Source organism: Brevibacterium sp. K11IcPPYGO002, assembly GCF_050920635.1.
Lineage (GTDB): Bacteria > Actinomycetota > Actinomycetes > Actinomycetales > Brevibacteriaceae > Brevibacterium.
Map to the genome: position 1 here is coordinate 3,752,462 of NZ_CP131929.1, position 16,026 is coordinate 3,768,487.

Below are 16,026 nucleotides of genomic sequence, written 5' to 3' on the forward strand. Positions count from 1 at the left end.
ACCCGACGTTCACGGTCGGTAACCCCGAAGAACCCCGGGAACATGCCGCCGATGTCCCCTGATCCGCGATATTCACCCGCAAGTATCACCTCGGGGGACAGAGGTTCACCCGCTCGTATGATGTGCTCGAACCGACCGCCTCCTTAGCGTGACGGTCATGATCATCTCCGCCGTCATCCTCGCCACCGCAGCAGCGTTCTGCCTGGCCGTGGGCACCCACTTCCAGCAGCATGCCGTGGCCACCATGGCTCCGGGCCTGCGCCGCCGCGCCACCTGGGCAACCGGGCTCGGACTCATGGGGCTGGTCACGATGCTCAACGTCGCAGCCCTCGGCCTCGGCCCGGTCGCCATCGTCCAGCCCATCGGTGCGGTCTCTCTCGTCGTCGCCGTCCTCATCGGCCGGCGGTACTTCGGGCTCCGCCTCGGTGCTCCGCTGCTCATCAGCATCGCGGTCACGCTCGTCGGGATAGTCTCCTTCGTGGCCACCTCGGCGAGGTTCGCCCACGACATCTCCGTGAACGCACAGTCGGTGACCTGGCTGCTCGCCGTGCTCATCGCCCTCACCCTCTTCGCGGGGCTGTTCTCGTTCAGCTCCGCCGGCCACATCCCCCGGGTCGTCATGACCGGGATCGTCTTCGGCACGGTCGCCGCGGCCACGCACGTCCTCGCCCGGTCGGTCGTCATGTCGGGACTGCCCGGACTCGATATGTTCGGTCTGCGCTGGTGGGCGCTGCTGGCCGCGGTCGGACTCGCCTCGGCGGCGGGCTTCTGGCTCGTCCAGACCGCGTACGCCTGCGGCCCCGCCGAGACGGTGCTGGCCGGCCTCACCGTCATCGACCCGATCGTCGCCGTCATCATCGGTGCCGCATTCTTCGGCGAATATACGGGTCTGACGCCGACTGCCACCCTCGGTCTGCTCGCCTCCGCAGTCGTCGGCGTCGGCGGGGTGTGGATGCTCTCGCGCTTCCACCCGAAGGTCCTCGAATCCCGCACCGCTGCCCGCACTGACACTGCGGTCGCCACCGCCCCGACTGCCCCGCACACAGCACAGGAAGGAATCACGCTGTGAACCATTCCCCCGATCTCACTTCCCCCGCACCCGCCGACACGTACGCTGGAGACGTGCCCCGCCCAGCAGAGCCTCCGCAGATCGGCCCGAACACCCAGGCGGCCACCGACTCTTCGGCCGCGACCGCACCGCGTTCGTGGTGGGCCAGGCTGTGGCGCAATCTCGGCCGTGATGCCGGCCTCGTCGCCCCGAGCCTGGTCATCTCCGTCATCGCCGCACCCGTCCTCGTCGTCCTGTTCTCGGTCTCGATCGCCACGGTCATCGTCTGGGTCGGCGTGCTCCTCCTGCCGCTGACGCTCACCGTCGCCCGCGCATTCGGCAACCTCTCCCGGGCCCGTGCCCGTGCGTGGGGCGCGCCCATCACCGAGGCGGCTCCCCGTCCTCGTGGACGCGGACTCCGCTGGTGGTTGGCTCCGCTGTCCGATGCCCGTGCCTGGTTGGATCTGCTCTTCGAGGCCGTGTTCGCCCTGCCGATTCGGCTGTTCACGTTCTCCGTCGCCGTTGCCTGGTTCGCAGGCGGTCTGGGCGGGGCCACGTTCTTCGTCTGGGGCAGGTTTCTCCCCGAAGACGAAGGGGACACTGTCGACTGGGTGGTCGCGTGGGTGACGAACTCTCCGGTGACTGACCTCGGGTTCTCCGCCGAGGCGACGTTCCAATTCGTCACGGGCATCGTCCTGCTGCTGACGTTCCCCTTTGTCCTCCACGCTCTGGCGCTGCTCGAGATCGTTTCGATCCGCGCTGCCCTGTCGACCGATGGTGCAGCTTCCGCGATACAGCCGGCGCGGCCGGCCGAGGCCCCGGGCTCACACCTGTCCGTCTTCGCTCAGTCAACCCACCCGGAGCAGCCGACTCGTCCGGCGCAGTCATCAGCACTGTCGACCCTCGCCGAGGGTCAGGGGTGGTTCTGGCTCATCGCAGCATTCGTCGGGATCGTGCTCGTCGCGGTCGCCTGGCCGGTGACCACCGTCCTCTACGGTGTCCCGACGGTCTTCGCGATGATTCTTGCCTTCAGCCTCAGTGCCGCGCTCCTGCTGGCCGTGCGCTGGCCGATCCCGGCGATCGGCCTCGGCCTCGTCGCTCAGCTGGCAGGCATTCTGCTCACTTCGGACGTTTCGGGAGCAAACCGACCGTTCGCGGTCACCTCGCTGCTGGCTCTCGTTTTCCTCCACCTCATCATCGGTCTGCGTCACCGCTGGATCCACCTCGTCGCACTGTGGTCGGGCAGTGCGCTCATCGGTGTGCTCGCCCTGGTCCTGCCGCATGCCGGCGAACTGCCCGGGGCCCTGTCGAACGTCATCACCACCGCAGCCGTCGCCGCCGGTGCCGGGATCATCGGCATCATCGGCAACCTGCTCATCAGAGGTCGCAGACAGCTCGAATCCGAACGCGAACTCAGTGCCGCAGAGCTGGCGAAGCGACAGGAGCTCGAAGAGCGCAACCGGATCGCTCAGGAACTCCACGATGTCGTCGCGCACAGCATGTCGGTCATCAGCGTGCAGGCAACCACCGCGAAGTACCGACTGCCCGGACTCGATGAGCGCAGCCTCGGCGAATTCGACTCGATGGCCTCATCGGCCAGGCAGGCACTGACGGAGATGCGCGGACTGCTGGCGATCCTGCGCGGTGGCCGGGATGCCGACTTGGCACCGCAGCCGACCATCGACGACATTCCCGCTCTCGTCGATGTCACGCGCGGCTCCGGTGCAGTCGTCGATCTCGACTTCCCCACCGAGCCTATGTCGCTGCCGCCGACGACGAGCCTCACGGCGTTCCGCGTGGTTCAGGAGAGTCTGTCGAATGCGCTGCGGCATGCCGCCGGCGCCCCCATGGCGGTCACCGTCACGGCCATCGGCTCCCGGCTCGAGATCTCCGTGCTCAATGGGGAACCCGACGGCGGGTCGGATGCGGGTGGGCACAGCCACCTCGGCGGAGGCTTCGGCATCAAGGGAATGCGCGAACGTGTCGAAGCCCTGGGCGGGAGCCTGCAGGTGGGGCCGACTCAACACCGAGGTTTCGAGGTCAGAGCGTCGCTGCCGGTGGAGTGAGCGCGAACGGATTGATGACATAATTGGTCAAGGCATCCTGTTTCTCAGAATCCCCCTCGAAAGGGCAGGCCACCTTGACACAACTATCCCCATCCGATCGCTCAGCCTCTCCGGCTCCGCAAAAGCAGTCGCAGTTCGTCCGGGATCTCCGGCGTACGATTGCCATCATCATCGTCGTGGCGTTTGGCATAGCGGCGGCCGGCGGAATCAGCGTCCTCCTCGGCGACGTCGAGTCCGAAGCGACGTTCCAGGTCATCGGGACGACGGCAGTGACCGGCATCTGCAGCGTCGCCGCCTTCTGTGGAGCGACGCTCATTGGTCGACGAGTCCAATGGTTTGGCAGCGTCACGATTCTGCTGGCATTCGTCACCCTGCTGCTGAGCGTCGTGTTCCTGTGGGGCGATCCATATTCGTGGGGCGGCCATGCCCCCGGCTCCACCGGCATGACTCTTGGCGACATCTTCTACCAGGTGCTGTCCTCATTCGCCCTCGTCACCGGTGTCGCCTCGATTTTCTCGCTCATACTGCTCTTGACGTCCCGGACTTGGTTGGTGCGGATCGGGTTGCCGATCACGCTCGGCCTGCTTGCCCTCGGCACATGCCTCGTGCTCGTCACGATCTGGGTGGAATCGGCGTGGGGACTCGAGTGGCTGACCCGCGTCAACGGGATCGTGTGGATTCTCGCCGCGCTCGGTGTCGTCATCGTGCCACTGACTTCGCTTCTGCTCAAGGCTGGGGCAAAGCCTGCAGGCGCCGACGACCCCGGGGAGACGCCGGCCGGATCGGCGCAACCGCCGCAGGATCTGTCTCCGACGACGCTCGATCGCATCGACGCCGCCGCGCGGGCCGAGGGCATCACGGCAGACGAGCTCATCGATCGGCTTCTGACCGCGGAGCCTCGAACCCCTTCGGCAGACGAGAGTCGATGAAACCTGCGACGAAAGCGCCGATGACGAGCAGGACGAGGAGCGCGATCATGCCGGCGAAGTTCGACAGCACGGGGTTCGTGAAGTCGAACAGTCCCGGCCAGATGGCGTAGACGACCACACAGCACACTCCAGCGAATCAGAACACGTTGAGCGTCGCTTGGCCCGTGGACCGTGCGCGCTTCCCACTGTGCTTTGAGGCCTTCTCTTCAGGGGTGCCGAACGCGGCCTCGGGTGTCGTCCCTGCCGCCTCCGCCGCGTCTTTGACCTCGTGGAGGACGGTGAGGACCTGGTCTTCTTCACACCCGCGCTTGCGCAGGTTCTGGGCGAGCTCGCTGTAGTAGCTCATGACAGGTTCGCTTTCGTTTCGGTGTCCGCATTCACGTCGCTGTCCACCGCGGTTTCCTCGTTCTCTGGGCCGTCCCCGCTGGGACGGAGCATTTCACGGCTCGAAGGGCCGCCTCAGCGAAAGGACGATCCTCTTCGGCGGCGATGATCGAGGACGACGATGATGCCGAAGACGATCGGAGCCGCGATCGACACGACGACCTCGACCGTGGGGGCGCTCGTCGCATTGAGGTCGGCTCCGGCGAGCACACCCAGACCGAACGCGAAGACGTTGTTGACGATGTGGAACGCGATTCCGGCTTCGAGGCCGCCGGTGATGATGGTCAGGGTGCCGACGATGACGGCGAAGATCCCGACGTCGATGAGTCCCGGCAGGTCGTAGACGTGGCCGACGACGAAGAACGGCACGGGGATGAGCACGGCCCATGCGGGATGACGCAACCACGAGCCGATGATATTCATGGCCAAGCCGCGGAAGACGACCTCCTCCGCCGTCGCCTGGAACGGAACAAGGAGGATGATGGCGACGAGCATGGCGAGCCCTTGGCTGTTCCACACGATTCCCGAGGTCAGGCTGCCCATCGCTCCGTCGGAGAAAGCGACCATGACGATCGCGCAGACCACCCATACGGCAGCGCCGACCAGCAGATACCGGCCGAGCCGCCCCCATCGCATGCCGCCGCGAAGCGAGATCATCGAGGAGAACGAGCGCCGGTAGATGCATAGGGTCGCCAGCTCGGTGGCCGGCCACATGAGGATGACGCTGATGAGTCCGAAGAGGACGCCGGTGGTCGTGTTCATGTCGATGAGCTGGTCCGACCATGCGTTGAAGTCACCGTCGGCGCCGAGGGCGAACAGTGCCCAGACGAAGAAGCCGACGAACAGGACGACGATGGCGATGAGGTAGAACACGAGGGTCAGGAGCGCCACGAGGATCGGTTTGAACCACCTGTTGTCCGGCAGCGCGGCGAACTGACGATGATAGTGCGGGGTGTGGGGTTGATTTCTCATGTCTCCACCCTTTCGAAACCGGCGGCCGCCCACCATCGGTCAAGGGCATGATTCCTGTCATTCGATCGGGTGAATGCGCACGTCAGATGGCCGTCGGCCCGATGCCTGCGACTGCGAGTCCGCACCGATTTCATCCTTTTGGGCGACAGACCATCCGCCGTCTCACCGGTAGGCTCGAAGGGTGACACCTCGCCCCGCCCGCCGCCCGCTCGCGCATGCCCTCCTCTGGACCGGCATCTCCGCGATCGTCGGCGTGCTCATCCTCTTCATCGTCATCGGGCAGCAATGGCCGGATCCTGATTCCACCGCGGCTGAGACGGACGCGCTCAGTGCCGAGATCTTCGTCCACATCGTATTCGGGCTCGTTTCCTTCGTCTGTCTGCCCATCGTGCTCCTCTTCGACGGACGCCGGATTCCGCGCCAACAGCTACGTCCGAAGGTCCTTGCCTCGGAGAAGCTGCGCGAGTTCCTCACCGTCACCGGGCACGGCGGTGATGAGTTCCTCGCAGCCGACGGATCCGTCGAATCCCTTCAACGACGTCCGGGAGGCTGGATTCCCGTCACCGTCGGGATCATCGGCATCCTCCTGGGCACGGTCAGCATCCTCGGCGCCTTCGCCGCTTCGATTATGCTCATCTCACTGTCGGCCCGGCGCAGCTGGGCTCTCGACTTCGTCGCACTCGCCGCCACACTGGCAGCCTTCTCAGCGACCTATGTGCTCACTCCGCAGGCAGCGGGAGCCTTCGATCTTCCAGTGTTCGTCTTCGGCGGCACGATGTACGCCGTCATCGTCATCGTCGGCGTCATCCGCGGTGCCCGCGAGCAGGGCTTCATCGACTCCGCAGCGCAGACCCTGCTGCGCGAACGCTCCCGGCAGGACCGCGCCATCGCCGAGGTGCGACGCGGCATCGCCCGCGATATGCACGATTCCCTGTCCCACCATCTCTCCGTCATCGCGATGTACTCCGGTGCCCTGTCCGTGCGGCAGGACCTCGACCCCGACGAGGTCCGCGAAAGCGCCCGCCTCATCGCCGATGCTGCCCGTCGCTCCGGAGTCGAATTGCGTGAGGTGCTCACGATGCTGCGCAGTGATGACCAGGGCACGGTCATCGACCCCGACATCGACCGCCTCGTCGCGACCAGGGGCGACACCGCCGAACTGCGCTACCTCGAACCGGTGACCGCCGAGGCCCTCCACCGGTGTGGGGCGCTCGAGCAGACGACGATCTACCGCTTCGTCCAGGAGGCGATCACGAACGCGGTGAAGCACGCACCAGGCCAGACGGTGACGATCAAGGTCGGCTTCGATGAGGCCGACGGTCACCTCGTGCTCGTCGCGAGCAATCCGCACACAGGTCTGGCCCCGGCCTTCCGCGCGGGAGCGCAGCAGCTCGTCTCCGGATCCGGGTTGGGACTGCTCGGCCTGCGGGAGAGAATGGAGGCCATGGGCGGCGATCTCACCGTGACGACCACTCCGGAGTTCACCCTCCGCGCCCGCATCCCTGTCGATGCCGACATCGTCACCGACGGCGACGCTCTGGGTATGACCGAATCGACCGATTCCCCCGACGAGCAGGAGACGCAGCCATGAGCATTCGGGTTCTCATCGCCGACGACGAATCGCTCATGCGCTCGGGCCTCAGGCTCCTCCTCGGCGCCGCGACCGATATCGACGTCATCGCCGAGGCGGTCGACGGTGTCGAAGCCATCGACCTCGCCCGTCGACTGAGTCCCGATCTCGTGCTCATGGACATCCGGATGCCCCGGCTTGACGGACTCGAGGCCGCACAGACACTGCTGTCCGAGCCCGAACACCCGCAGGTGCTCATGCTCACGGCCTTCGGCACCGACGATTTCATCCACCGCGCCCTGCAGTCCGGGGCTGCCGGTTACATCCTCAAGGACACCCCACCGGAAGAGCTCATCAACGCCGTTCGCGCAGCTGCCGACGGCACCCGCACCCTGTCGGCGACCGCTCTGGCCACGTTGATGTCGTCCCGTCCGGCCGCCTCGGCGCCGGATCAGGATCCGCTGGCAAATCTGTCGACCAGGGAACGGGAGATCGCCGAGGCGGTCGCTCAGGGCATGACGAACGCACAGGTGGCGCGGTCGCTGTTCGTCTCGACGGCGACGGTGAAGACCCACTTGGCGCGCATCTTCGACAAGCTCGAGGTGACCTCGCGGGTGCAGCTGGCGCTGCTCGTCAACGCCCGCCGCTGAGCCTCCCTAGTCGATCATTTCGGGGCCATGCGGATGGCACCGTCGAGGCGGATCGTCTCCCCGTTGAGCATCGGGTTGGCGACGATCGATTCGACGAGCTGGGCGTACTCGGCGGGCTTGCCCAGGCGGGCCGGGTGCGGCACGGACTTGCCGAGGGATTCCTGCGCCTCGGCGGGCAGACCGGCCATCATCGGGGTCTCGAAGATGCCGGGGGCGATGGTGACGACGCGGATGAGGGAGGCGGCGAGCTCGCGGGCCATCGGCAGGGTCACCGCGGCCACGGCTCCCTTGGACGCCGAGTAGGCGATCTGGCCGATCTGGCCGTCGAAGGCCGCCACCGATGCGGTGTTGATGATGACTCCGCGCTCTTCGCCTTGCGCTTCCTGGTTCTGCATGGCTGCGGCGGCGAGGCGGCAGACGTTGACGGTGCCGACGATGTTGATGTTCAGCACCTTCTGGAATGCCTCGAGCGGCAGCGGGCCCTTGCGGGAGACGAGCTTTCCGGGAGTCGCGACGCCCGCGCAGTTGACGACGACACGCAGGGCGCCGAGCCCGGTGGCGGTGTCGACGGCGGCCTGAACCTGTTCCTCGTTCGTCACATCGGCGGTGACGAAGTGGGCGGAATCGCCGAGTTCGGCGGCGACCTGCTGTCCCACCTCGGCGTTGAGGTCGACCATGACGACCTGGGCCCCGGCGGCCAGGAGGCGTTCGGTGGTGGCACGGCCGAGACCGGAGGCTCCGCCGGTGACGAGGGCGACGGTGTTCGTGAGATCCATGAGTGTCCTTTGCATCGCAGAGTGAACGATTGATCACTGCGACTCTAACGCAAGTGTGGGGACGGTCACTGTGCACGGTCGGGTGGGGCCGCCTCGGTGAGGGCTTACTTTGACGACGGCGACGGTCGCTGCGGGGACGGTGTCGGTCGACGCGGGGACGACAAAGCCCGCCGGTCGGGTGACCGGCGGGCCTGTCTCAGCTGTGCGGGCCGACTCAGGCGGCCTGCTCCTCGGCGCCGGCTTCGCGCACGGACTTCAGGGCCTCACCCCAGGCGACGATGTCGTCGACCATGGAGGCGAACGGGGCGGCCGAGACCTCGGTCGGGGCGAACGTGCCGTCGGCGACGTCGGTGAAGATCGAGAACGACCCCTGGTCGCGGACGACGGCGAGCTTGTAGTTCGCGAGGATGTGGCGCAGGTGCTCAGCGGCGCGCACTCCCTTGTCGGCGCCGTAGTTCACGATGCCGGCGACCTTGTGGTTGAACTCGGTGGCAACGAAGTCGAGGGCGTTCTTCAGCGAGCCGGAGATCGAGTGGTTGTACTCGGGGGTGACGAAGATAAAGGCGTCGAACTCTTCGAGCTTCGCGCCCCAAGCCTTCGTGTGGTCGTTGGCGTACATCTTCGCACCGGCGGGGATCACCTCGTCGAGGAGAGGCAGGTCGAAGCTGCCGAAGTCGACGACCTCGGCGCGGACGTCATCATTGGAAGCCAGCTGCTGCTCGACCCAGGTCACGATCTGCGGGTTGAGCGCCTGCGGGCGGGAAGTTCCGGGAATGATGGCAATGTTGAGCATATGCGTCCTCAAATCGTTGAGCGGTGTCCACCGGCCGGGCGGCCGTGGCGGTCGAGTTCACGGGTGGAGCCTGCGACCTCGGCGAACCGGATCGCGTGCAGCTCCACCGTCACCAACATTGTTGAACGCTCAATCATTCCCGGATCGAAAGTGACTATGGTCACCATTCCCGACAACGGTCGGGTCGGATGCTGGTCACTGGTCGGATCGGACACCGAGCTCAGGTCGGATCGGGTTCCGGGAACGGTGATACCGTAATTCCCCGTGAAATCGGGCCCGAACGGGGTGGCTGTCGTGTAAGGTCGTTGGGCAAGTGAAAGACTGTTCGTTAAAAAGTCGGCTTCGACGGAAAACTAGGCAAGGAGTCCGGTCATCGTGCGCTCAACCAACGGCCGTAACAATATTCTCCGCTCGGCCAGGGACACCTTCGCGGACAAAGGATTCGACGGCGCGTCCATCCGCGACATCGCGCAGACAGCAGGTCTGAGCCTCTCTGCGCTCTACTACTACTTCCCGTCCAAACAGGAAGCGCTCTACGAACTCGTCCACACAGCGTATACCTGGTACGTCGAACACTGCCGGGCGGTCATCAACGACGTCGATGACGATCCTGTCGACCAGCTGGCCGTGGCGGTGCGCTACCTCGCCCGCTACCGAATGGAGAACGTCTCGGTCTCCACCGTGCTGCTGCGCGATACCGAACGGCTCACCGGCGACAACGCCATCCGCGTCAAGGGTCTCCAGCGAGAGGCTCGCGAGATCATGGGCGATATCGTCCAGTCAGGCATCGACGCAGGAACGTTCCGTGTCAGCAGTGCGGCTCTGGCCACTCGCGCCATCCACTCGATCTGCAACTCGCTCTCGCTGTGGTACCGGCCGACCGGCGACCTGACTCCCGACATGATCGAGCGCGACTTCACTCAGTACTCGATGCGCATCCTCGGAATCGACCCCGACGAGGCCGAACTCGACCGCCTGCTGGCCCTGCCGGTCAACCAGGCCGGAATGCTCGATTTCATCGCCGACACCAACTGACCCCCTTACTACCTGACGGCGGCGCAGCAACCTGGCGCGAGGTTGCTGGGCCGCCGTCAGGTAGTAATTACGGGCGGAGGGTTCTTGCCAGCTCGCGGCGTTCCGCCTGCTCGACCGGGTCCGGGACAGGGAGCGAGGCGATGAGGCGCTTCGTGTAGTCGTTGTCCGGTGATCCGAGCACCTGCTCACCCGTGCCTTCTTCGACCAGCTCGCCGTGGAAGAGCACCCCGATGCGGTCGGAGAGCATATCGACGACGGCGAGGTCGTGGCTGATGAACAGTGCCGCGAAGTCGAAGCGGTTCTGCAGCTCGACGAAGAGCTCGAGCACCTTCGCCTGCACGGACACGTCGAGCGCGGAGGTCGGCTCATCGGCGATGAGCAGCTCCGGATCGAGCGCCAGACCGCGCGCCAGCGACGCCCTCTGCCGCTGACCACCGGAGAGCTCATGCGGATACCGCGCCGCATACGCCTTCGGCAGCTGCACGGAATCGAGGAGTTCGAGCACTCGCTGCGACCGGTCGTTCGCACTCATCTCCCGCCGGTGGATCGCGAACGGTTCGGCGATGCACTCCCCGATCGACAGATGCGGGTTGAACGACGCCGCCGGGTCCTGGAACACGAACCCGATCCGTCGCCGGATCTTCGAGAACTCACGCTCCTTGAACCCGACCATCTCGTGCCCGAGCACTTCGAGACTGCCGCCGCTGGCCCTGGTCAGGCCCGCGATCGCACGTCCGATCGTCGTCTTGCCCGACCCCGATTCACCGACGAGTCCGTAGACCTCGCCGGCCTTGATGTCGAAGCTGACCTTCTTCACCGCGTGGAAGTCCGACTTGCCGATGCCGCCCGGGTAGACGATGTCGAGACCGCGGGCGGTCACGATCGATTCGCGCGCGTCCCTCTCCTTCGCCGAGGCGGTCCCCGCCGAGGTCTCACCCGCCTCGGCGGCGGCCGCCTTGCGACTGCCGGCCACGGTCGACCCGATCCGCGGCACAGCGGCGAGCAGTTCGCGTGTGTACTGCTCCTGCGGATCGCTGAAGAGCTGTTCGACCGACGAGACCTCGACGAGGTCGCCGCGCAGCATCACGGCCACTCGATCGGCGAGGTCGGCGACGACGCCCATATTGTGGGTGATGAGCACGATGGCTGTGCCCGTCTCGTCGCGCAGTTCGCGCAGCAGGTCGAGGATCTCCGCCTGCACGGTGACGTCGAGGGCGGTGGTCGGTTCGTCGGCGACGATGAGCTTCGCCCCCAGGGCCAAGGCCATCGCGATGACGATGCGCTGCTTCTGCCCGCCGGAGAACTGGTGCGGGTAGTAGTCGAAACGGCTTTCGGCATCGGGGATCCCGACCTGTCGCATGGCCTTGACGACGCGCGCCTTGAGGTCGGCTTTACTCGCCTTCCGATCATGCGCGCGCAGGCCTTCGGCGATCTGCCAGCCGACCGTGTAGACGGGATTGAGCGCGGTCGACGGCTCCTGGAAGACCATCGCCACATCGCGGCCGCGCATGGCTCGCAGCTCTTCGGCGGAGACGCTGAGCACGTTCGCACCGGAGATGACGACGGCGCCCGAGCGCTGCGCCGTCTCGGGCAGCAGGCCGAGGATGGACCGGGCGGTCACGGTCTTGCCGGACCCCGATTCGCCCACGATCGCCAGCACCTCACCTGGTGAGACGGACAGTGATACGTCCTTGACGGCGTGGACGTCCCCGCCGTCGGTGGAGAAGGTGACGTCGAGGCCGTCGACGTCGAGGATGCTGCCCGTCGCCGAGGCGGTCTGCTCGTGTTTCTGCTTGCTCATGCTGTGACCTCCGCGGGCTTGGTGTTCTTGACCTTGGCTTTGCGCCGTACGCGCAGACGCGGGTCGTTGAGGTCGTTCATCGACTCACCGACCAGGGTGATTCCCAGCACGGTGAGCACGATGGCCAGACCCGGGAACACCGCCGTCCACCACACGCCGGAGGTGACGTCCGGCAGTGCCTTGTTGAGGTCGTATCCCCATTCCGACGCCGAGGTGGGTTCGATTCCGAAGCCCAGGAACCCGAGCCCGGCGAGAGTGAGAATCGCCTCGGAGGCGTTGAGCGTGAAGATCAGCGGCAGGGTCCGTGTTGCGTTGCGGAAGATGTGCTTGGAGATGATGCGCGTCTTCGAGGCACCGAGGACGATCGCCGATTCGACGAAGGGCTCAGCCTTCAGGCGCAGGGTCTCGGCCCTCACCACGCGGAAGTACTGCGGAATGAAGACGACCGTGATCGAGAACGCGGCCGCCGCGATTCCGCCCCAGGCACTCGATTGTCCGCCGGAGATGGCGATCGACATGACCAGTGCCAGCAGCAGGGTCGGGAATGCGTAGACGGCATCGGCGATGACGACGAGGATGCGGTCGAGCCAGCCTCCGATGTAGCCGGAGATGAGCCCGAGGATGACACCGGCGAACAGGGACATGACCACGGCCACGACGATGACGGCGACCGCGGTCTGCGCGCCCCAGACGACGCGGGAGAAGACGTCGTAGCCGCCGACCGTGGTGCCCCAGATATGGGTGCCGCCGGGAGGCAGCTTCGATCCGAAGTTGCCTTCGGAGGTGCCCAGCTGGTTGAAGCCGTAGGGGGCGATGAGAGGAGCGAAGATCGCGCAGATGATGACGATTCCGCTGAGGATGAGTCCGGTGATGAGCATTCCGCGCTGCAGGCCGACGGACTGGCGCAGATGGGAGACGATCGGCAGGCGGGACAACCAGGATTTCTTGGCTCTGTCGTCGAACGCCATTACCGGTGCTCCGGAGCCGGGAGCCGCCTCGGCGAAGGTCTGGGTCGGATCATCCGGCACGTTGTTCTGCGGGTTGTCTGGAGTGGACATCAGTACCTCACTCTCGGGTCGATGAACGCGGCGATGACGTCGACGAGGAAGTTCGTGACCGCGACGATGACGGCGAGGAACACGACGATTCCCTGGACGGCCACGAAGTCGCGGGCGGTGAGGTACTCGGCGAGTTTGAAGCCGAGCCCCTTCCACTCGAACGTCGTCTCGGTGAGCACGGCGCCGGCGAGCATGAGCGCGATCTGCATGCCCATGACCGTGATGATCGGGATCAGCGCCGGGCGGTAGGCGTGCTTGGTGACCAAACGGTATTCGGAGATCCCGCGGGAGCGGCCGGAGTCGATGTACTGCTGTTCGAGCGTGCCGATGAGGTTTGTGCGCACGAGCCTGAGGAACACTCCTGCGGTGAGCACGCCGAGGGCGATCGCCGGCAGCACCGCATGAGCGAGCACATCGGACAGGACGGAGAAGTTTCCGATGCGCAGGGCGTCGATGAGATAGAAGTGCGTGGGCCCGACGACACCGGACATGATGTACTCGGTCTCCGTGGTGCCGCGACCGGCCACGGGCAGGATCGGCAGGAAGACTCCGAAGATGAGTTTGAGGATCATGCCGGCGAAGAACACCGGGGTCGCGTAGCCGAGGATCGCGAGCACACGCAGCGCGGCGTCGGGAGCCTTGTCACGATGGTAGGCGGCGAGCATGCCCAGCGGGATGCCGAGGATGAACGCGACGATGAGCGCGTAGAAGACGAGTTCGACGGTCGCTGCCCCGTAGTTGAGCAGGATCGACGACACCGGCTGCCCATCGGAGACCGCGGTGCCGAAGTCGCCCTTGAGCAGATTGCCCAGGTATTCGAAGTACTGGACGAGGATGGGCCGGTCGTAGCCGGCGGCGTGGACGCGCTCGGCCAGCTGCGTTTGCGTCAGGCGTCCGCCCAGCGCTGCGGTGATCGGGTCACCGGTGATGCGCATGAGGAAGAACACCAGAGTGGTGAGAATGAAGATGGTGGGAATGATGAGGAGGAAGCGGATGAGGACGTAGCGTCCCAGTCCGCCCCCAGTGGGCTTCTTGACCGCGACCGAAGTCTCGGCGGCCTCAGCCCCTGGTTCGCTGATGGCAGCAGACATGTGTTCCTTATGGGATGTGTTTCGATGCGCTCGCGGCCGAGGGACGGACAGTGGACACCTCGGTGAGGGTCACTGCAGGTGTACGGAGCTGACCGCGAACGCGCCACGAGGTGCAGGCGGCCTGACCGGCTCACCTGCACCTCGTGTGGGTGATCACTTGCTCAGCAGTGCCAGACGGAACTGGAAAGCGGGGTCGAGGGTGTCGTCGACGCCCTTGACGTCCTTGCCGGACACGGCGATCTGGTTGCCCTGGAGCAGCGGCAGAGTCGGCAGCTCGTCGGCGAGCTGACCCTGGATCTTCTTCAGGGCCTCTTCGCGCTTGCCTTCATCGGCGATCGAGGACTGTGCGTTGAGCTCCTTGTTCATCGCCTCGTCACGGTAGTGGTTGGCGAGGAACGACGGGGTCTCGTCCGTGTCGTAGAAGAACGGCACGAGGTAGTTGTCGGCATCCGAGTAGTCCGGGAACCAGCCCAGCTGGTACATCGGGTAGACGTCGTCGGTGCGGTCCTTCGAGTACTGCACCCACTCGGTCGACTGCAGCTTGACATCGAACAGTCCGGTCTTGTCCAGCTGGTCCTTCACCAGGGCGTACTCGTCGCCCGAGGAGGGACCGTAGTGGTCCGGGTTGTACTGCAGCTTGAGTTCGACCGGGGTCTTGACTCCGGCGTCCTTGAGCGCCTTCTTCGCCTTCGCGACATCGGCGCCGCCCTTGCCGTCGCCGTATTCGGACTTCAGCGGTTCGTCGGCACCGGGCAGCCCGTCGGGCACGTGCGAATACAGCGGGGTGAAGGTGTCCTTGTAGACCTGGCTGGCGATCGCCTGGCGGTCGACGGAGTCGGCCATGGCCTGACGAACGGCGAGCGCCTTCTTCTCGTCGGCGTCGTCGGTCTTCGCGCCGAAGGGCATCGTGTCGTAGTTGAACACGATGTAGCGGATCTCGCCGCCGGGGCCCTTGTGGACCTTGAGGTCCTCGTTCTTGCCGAGGTCCTCGACGTCGGTGGCTGACAGCGATCGCCATGCCACGTCGATGGTGCTCTCCTGGACGTCGAGCTTCATGTTGTTCGCGTCCGAGTAGTACTTCATCTGCACGGTCTCGGTCTTCGCGGGCTCGATGAAGCCCGTGTAGTCCGGGTTGGCCTTGTAGGTGATCAGCTCATTGAACTTGAAGCCGTCGATCGTGTACGGACCGGCGAAGGCCTTGCCGTCGACGATCTCCTGGTCCTTCGTGACCTTGTCGGCCGAGAACACGTCCTCATCGACGATCGGTCCGGCGGCGCTGGCCAGCACACCCGGCCAGGTCTGGTCGTTCTTGCGCTTGAGGTTGAAGATGACGGTCTTCTCATCCGGGGTCTCCACGGACTTCAGGCCGCCGAGCAGCGAGGAGGGCCCGTTGGGGTCCTGGATCTTCAGCTGCCGATCGAAGGAGAACTTCACGTCGGAGGAGGTCAGTTCGTTGCCGTTGGCATACTTGAGCCCGTCCTTGAGCTTGACCTCGTACTTCGTCGGCTCGGTGAAGTCAGCCGATTCGGCGATCGAGGGGTTGAGCTCGGCCGTGCCCGGCTTGTAGGCGAGGATGTACGGGTAGATCTGCTGTTCGACGAGGGAGCTTCCGTTGTCATACGCAGCAGCCGGGTCGAGCGCCACGACCTTGTCCGTGGTTCCGACCGTGAGCATTCCGCCTTCGTCGTCTCCGCCGCCGCCTCCGGTCGTCGAGGTCGAGCAGGCGGAGAGGAGCAGAGCGCCCGCCGCAGCGATGGCCACGGCCTTAGCGCCAGTTCGTCGTTTCATGGTGTTCCTGTCGTTACAGATGTGCTCTTCGTGTCGTCTTTGCTCGAAGAGATCCGCACCACATC

General features: G+C 65.5%; 16 protein-coding genes. 6 read left to right on the plus strand and 10 right to left on the minus strand.

Annotated elements, in window-relative coordinates; genetic code table 11:
* Nucleotides 1-157 precede the first annotated feature (157 nt).
* The 3 genes from QYM46_RS17200 to QYM46_RS17210 all read left to right on the plus strand — a co-directional run bounded on the left by QYM46_RS17200 (nt 158) and on the right by QYM46_RS17210 (nt 4,043).
* Entirely contained in the window at nt 158-1,069 is a 912-nt protein-coding gene (locus QYM46_RS17200) for a hypothetical protein (protein ID WP_432789939.1), read from the plus strand.
* Nucleotides 1,066-3,114, plus strand: a complete 2,049-nt coding sequence (locus QYM46_RS17205; protein WP_432789940.1) for a sensor histidine kinase — start codon at nt 1,066-1,068, stop codon at nt 3,112-3,114. Before QYM46_RS17200 ends, QYM46_RS17205 begins: the two co-directional genes overlap by 4 nt.
* Nucleotides 3,115-3,290: 176 nt before the next feature.
* A complete protein-coding gene (locus QYM46_RS17210; protein WP_432789941.1) occupies nt 3,291-4,043 on the plus strand; it encodes a hypothetical protein in 753 nt (250 codons plus the stop codon).
* Here QYM46_RS17210 and QYM46_RS17215 read toward each other — a convergent pair.
* The 3 genes from QYM46_RS17215 to QYM46_RS17225 all read right to left on the minus strand — a co-directional run bounded on the left by QYM46_RS17215 (nt 3,985) and on the right by QYM46_RS17225 (nt 5,399).
* The gene (locus QYM46_RS17215; protein WP_432789942.1) at nt 3,985-4,161 is read right to left on the minus strand and encodes a hypothetical protein; all 177 of its coding nucleotides are present in this window, start codon (nt 4,159-4,161) and stop codon (nt 3,985-3,987) included. The genes QYM46_RS17210 and QYM46_RS17215 overlap by 59 nt on opposite strands.
* A gap of 18 nt (nt 4,162-4,179) precedes the next feature.
* Nucleotides 4,180-4,389 carry a hypothetical protein gene (locus tag QYM46_RS17220; protein WP_432789943.1) on the minus strand — a complete coding sequence of 70 codons (210 nt, stop codon included), beginning with the start codon at nt 4,387-4,389 and terminating at the stop codon, nt 4,180-4,182.
* 113 nt (nt 4,390-4,502) lie between these two features.
* Complete coding sequence (locus QYM46_RS17225; RefSeq protein WP_432789944.1) at nt 4,503-5,399, minus strand: lysostaphin resistance A-like protein; 897 nt, start codon at nt 5,397-5,399, stop codon at nt 4,503-4,505.
* 181 nt (nt 5,400-5,580) lie between these two features.
* On the opposite strand from QYM46_RS17225, the gene QYM46_RS17230 reads away from it, so the two are divergent.
* Nucleotides 5,581-6,990, plus strand: a complete 1,410-nt coding sequence (locus tag QYM46_RS17230) for a sensor histidine kinase (RefSeq protein ID WP_432789945.1) — start codon at nt 5,581-5,583, stop codon at nt 6,988-6,990.
* On the plus strand, nt 6,987-7,619 hold the full coding sequence (locus QYM46_RS17235) for a response regulator (protein ID WP_432789946.1): 633 nt from the start codon (nt 6,987-6,989) through the stop codon (nt 7,617-7,619). Before QYM46_RS17230 ends, QYM46_RS17235 begins: the two co-directional genes overlap by 4 nt.
* A gap of 14 nt (nt 7,620-7,633) precedes the next feature.
* Here QYM46_RS17235 and QYM46_RS17240 read toward each other — a convergent pair whose 3' ends face one another.
* From QYM46_RS17240 to QYM46_RS17250, 3 genes are all read right to left on the minus strand, one after another.
* On the minus strand, nt 7,634-8,395 hold the full coding sequence (locus QYM46_RS17240; RefSeq protein ID WP_169253432.1) for a 3-hydroxyacyl-CoA dehydrogenase: 762 nt from the start codon (nt 8,393-8,395) through the stop codon (nt 7,634-7,636).
* A 214-nt stretch (nt 8,396-8,609) separates the two neighbouring features.
* A complete protein-coding gene (locus QYM46_RS17245; protein ID WP_432789947.1) occupies nt 8,610-9,188 on the minus strand; it encodes an NADPH-dependent FMN reductase in 579 nt (192 codons plus the stop codon).
* Nucleotides 9,189-9,196: 8 nt separating this feature from the next.
* Nucleotides 9,197-9,403: a hypothetical protein gene (locus QYM46_RS17250; RefSeq protein WP_432789948.1), complete on the minus strand. Its 207-nt coding sequence runs from the start codon at nt 9,401-9,403 to the stop codon at nt 9,197-9,199.
* 160 nt (nt 9,404-9,563) lie between these two features.
* Between QYM46_RS17250 and QYM46_RS17255 the strand changes: the two genes are divergently transcribed.
* Nucleotides 9,564-10,223, plus strand: a complete 660-nt coding sequence (locus tag QYM46_RS17255) for a TetR/AcrR family transcriptional regulator (RefSeq protein ID WP_025778909.1) — start codon at nt 9,564-9,566, stop codon at nt 10,221-10,223.
* A gap of 67 nt (nt 10,224-10,290) precedes the next feature.
* On the opposite strand, the gene QYM46_RS17260 is transcribed toward QYM46_RS17255, so the two are convergent.
* The 4 genes from QYM46_RS17260 to QYM46_RS17275 all read right to left on the minus strand — a co-directional run bounded on the left by QYM46_RS17260 (nt 10,291) and on the right by QYM46_RS17275 (nt 15,961).
* On the minus strand, nt 10,291-12,024 hold the full coding sequence (locus tag QYM46_RS17260) for a dipeptide ABC transporter ATP-binding protein (RefSeq protein ID WP_432789949.1): 1,734 nt from the start codon (nt 12,022-12,024) through the stop codon (nt 10,291-10,293).
* A complete protein-coding gene (locus QYM46_RS17265; protein WP_432791759.1) occupies nt 12,021-12,992 on the minus strand; it encodes an ABC transporter permease in 972 nt (323 codons plus the stop codon). The genes QYM46_RS17260 and QYM46_RS17265 overlap by 4 nt, the downstream gene beginning before the upstream one ends.
* 89 nt (nt 12,993-13,081) lie before the next feature.
* Nucleotides 13,082-14,173 carry an ABC transporter permease gene (locus QYM46_RS17270; RefSeq protein ID WP_432789950.1) on the minus strand — a complete coding sequence of 364 codons (1,092 nt, stop codon included), beginning with the start codon at nt 14,171-14,173 and terminating at the stop codon, nt 13,082-13,084.
* A gap of 153 nt (nt 14,174-14,326) precedes the next feature.
* Complete coding sequence (locus tag QYM46_RS17275; protein ID WP_432789951.1) at nt 14,327-15,961, minus strand: ABC transporter substrate-binding protein; 1,635 nt, start codon at nt 15,959-15,961, stop codon at nt 14,327-14,329.
* Nucleotides 15,962-16,026: the final 65 nt, after the last annotated feature.

Coding starts and splice junctions, on each gene's coding strand:
- QYM46_RS17220 (WP_432789943.1), bottom strand. CDS start 4,389: ATGAGCTACTACAGCGAGCTCGCCCAGAACCTGCGCAAGCGCGGGTGT.
- QYM46_RS17275 (WP_432789951.1), bottom strand. CDS start 15,961: ATGAAACGACGAACTGGCGCTAAGGCCGTGGCCATCGCTGCGGCGGGC.
- QYM46_RS17260 (WP_432789949.1), bottom strand. CDS start 12,024: ATGAGCAAGCAGAAACACGAGCAGACCGCCTCGGCGACGGGCAGCATC.
- QYM46_RS17265 (WP_432791759.1), bottom strand. CDS start 12,992: ATGGCGTTCGACGACAGAGCCAAGAAATCCTGGTTGTCCCGCCTGCCG.
- QYM46_RS17240 (WP_169253432.1), bottom strand. CDS start 8,395: ATGGATCTCACGAACACCGTCGCCCTCGTCACCGGCGGAGCCTCCGGT.
- QYM46_RS17225 (WP_432789944.1), bottom strand. CDS start 5,399: ATGAGAAATCAACCCCACACCCCGCACTATCATCGTCAGTTCGCCGCG.
- QYM46_RS17270 (WP_432789950.1), bottom strand. CDS start 14,173: ATGTCTGCTGCCATCAGCGAACCAGGGGCTGAGGCCGCCGAGACTTCG.
- QYM46_RS17235 (WP_432789946.1), top strand. CDS start 6,987: ATGAGCATTCGGGTTCTCATCGCCGACGACGAATCGCTCATGCGCTCG.
- QYM46_RS17200 (WP_432789939.1), top strand. CDS start 158: ATGATCATCTCCGCCGTCATCCTCGCCACCGCAGCAGCGTTCTGCCTG.
- QYM46_RS17245 (WP_432789947.1), bottom strand. CDS start 9,188: ATGCTCAACATTGCCATCATTCCCGGAACTTCCCGCCCGCAGGCGCTC.